Below are 1283 nucleotides of genomic sequence, written 5' to 3' on the forward strand. Positions count from 1 at the left end.
TGAGGTGGACCCCATCCTTCGGACCATTGGTAGCGGTTAAGTTGTAAAGACCGGTGGCGTCTTCATCGGCACTAAGTTTCCGGCATATGATCCCAGTGGACCTCAGCCGGGGTTCTTTGATCAAGCGCGGTATGTGGCCGCTCCGTGTTGTAGAAGTCGATGTAACTGCCGAGCCCTCGCTCCAGGGCCGTCGGGCTGTCGTAGCCTCGTAGGTAGATGTCCTCGTACTTCAGTGTTCGCCACAGTCGCTCGACGAAGACATTGTCGAGGGCCCGGCCACGGCCATCCATGCTGATCAGGATGTCCCACGCCTTGAGTCGCTCGATCCACTCGGTGCTGGTGAACTGCGCGCCCTGATCGGTATTGAAGATCAGCGGCTGACCCTGATCGAGGGCCGCATCCAGCGCTTCGACGCAGAAGCCGGTGTCGAGCGTGTTCGACAGGCGCCATGAGACAACATAACGACTGAACCAGTCGAGCACGGCCATCAGGTACATGAACCCGCGCCGCATCGGGATATACGTGATGTCGGCACACCAGACCTGGCAACTGTGCTCGATGGCGAGGCCGCGCAGCCGATACGGGTAGACCGCATGCGCCGGATGCGGCCGACTGGTGTGAGGCCCCGGCGCGATCGCCTGCAGGGCCATCAGTCGCATTAACCGCTGGATGCGCTTGCGGTTGACCCGATAGCCCTGGCGCTGGAGCCAGTGGGTCATCTGCCGGGAGCCGAAGAACGGTGTGCGCAGGTACTGCTTGTCGATCTGCCGCATCAGCGCGAGGTTCTCTGGCGTCTCGCTGGCCGGCGCGTAGTAATACTGCGAGCGGGGCAGGCCGATCAGCTCGCACTGGCGACGAATCGAAAGCTCGGTGTGTTCCGTTTCGATCAGCCATCGGCCTACTCCTTGAGCTGGCTGGACTTTTTTTTCAAAAAATCCAGCTCCACCTTGAGCCGGCCGATTTCCTCGTAGAGCGGCGCCGCGACCTCCTCGGCGCTCGGCGTGCGGCGGGCCCGTGCCGCTGTCGACTCAAATAGCTCAGGGACGTTATCGAGCAACTGCCGCTTCCACTGGCTGATCTGCGTCGGGTGAACCTGAAACTCCTGCGCGATCTCGCTGGCGGTCTTGTGGCCCTTGGCCGCCTCGAGGGCAACGCGGGCCTTGAAGTCCGGACTGAGCCGTTTGCCTCGTCCTCGGGTCATGGTGAAGGCTCCTCTGCAATGGGCCGAGGATAGCCTCCGAATCTTTACTTCTCACCTGGTCCGAAAACCGGGGTCCACTTCA

The 1283-nt window shown here is 61.7% G+C and carries 1 protein-coding gene; it reads right to left on the bottom strand.

Annotated elements, in window-relative coordinates:
- Positions 1-71: 71 nt before the first annotated feature.
- Positions 72-1201, bottom strand: a protein-coding gene (locus V6X73_RS09520) for an IS3 family transposase (RefSeq protein ID WP_407810758.1) whose coding sequence is annotated in 2 segments (ribosomal slippage) — positions 72-904 and positions 904-1201 — 1131 coding nt in all. Because the reading frame shifts where the segments join, the coding sequence is not laid out codon by codon here.
- Positions 1202-1283 lie beyond the last annotated feature (82 nt).

It is taken from the genome of Spiribacter pallidus, assembly GCF_040838495.1.
Taxonomy (GTDB): Bacteria; Pseudomonadota; Gammaproteobacteria; order Nitrococcales; family Nitrococcaceae; genus Spiribacter; species Spiribacter pallidus.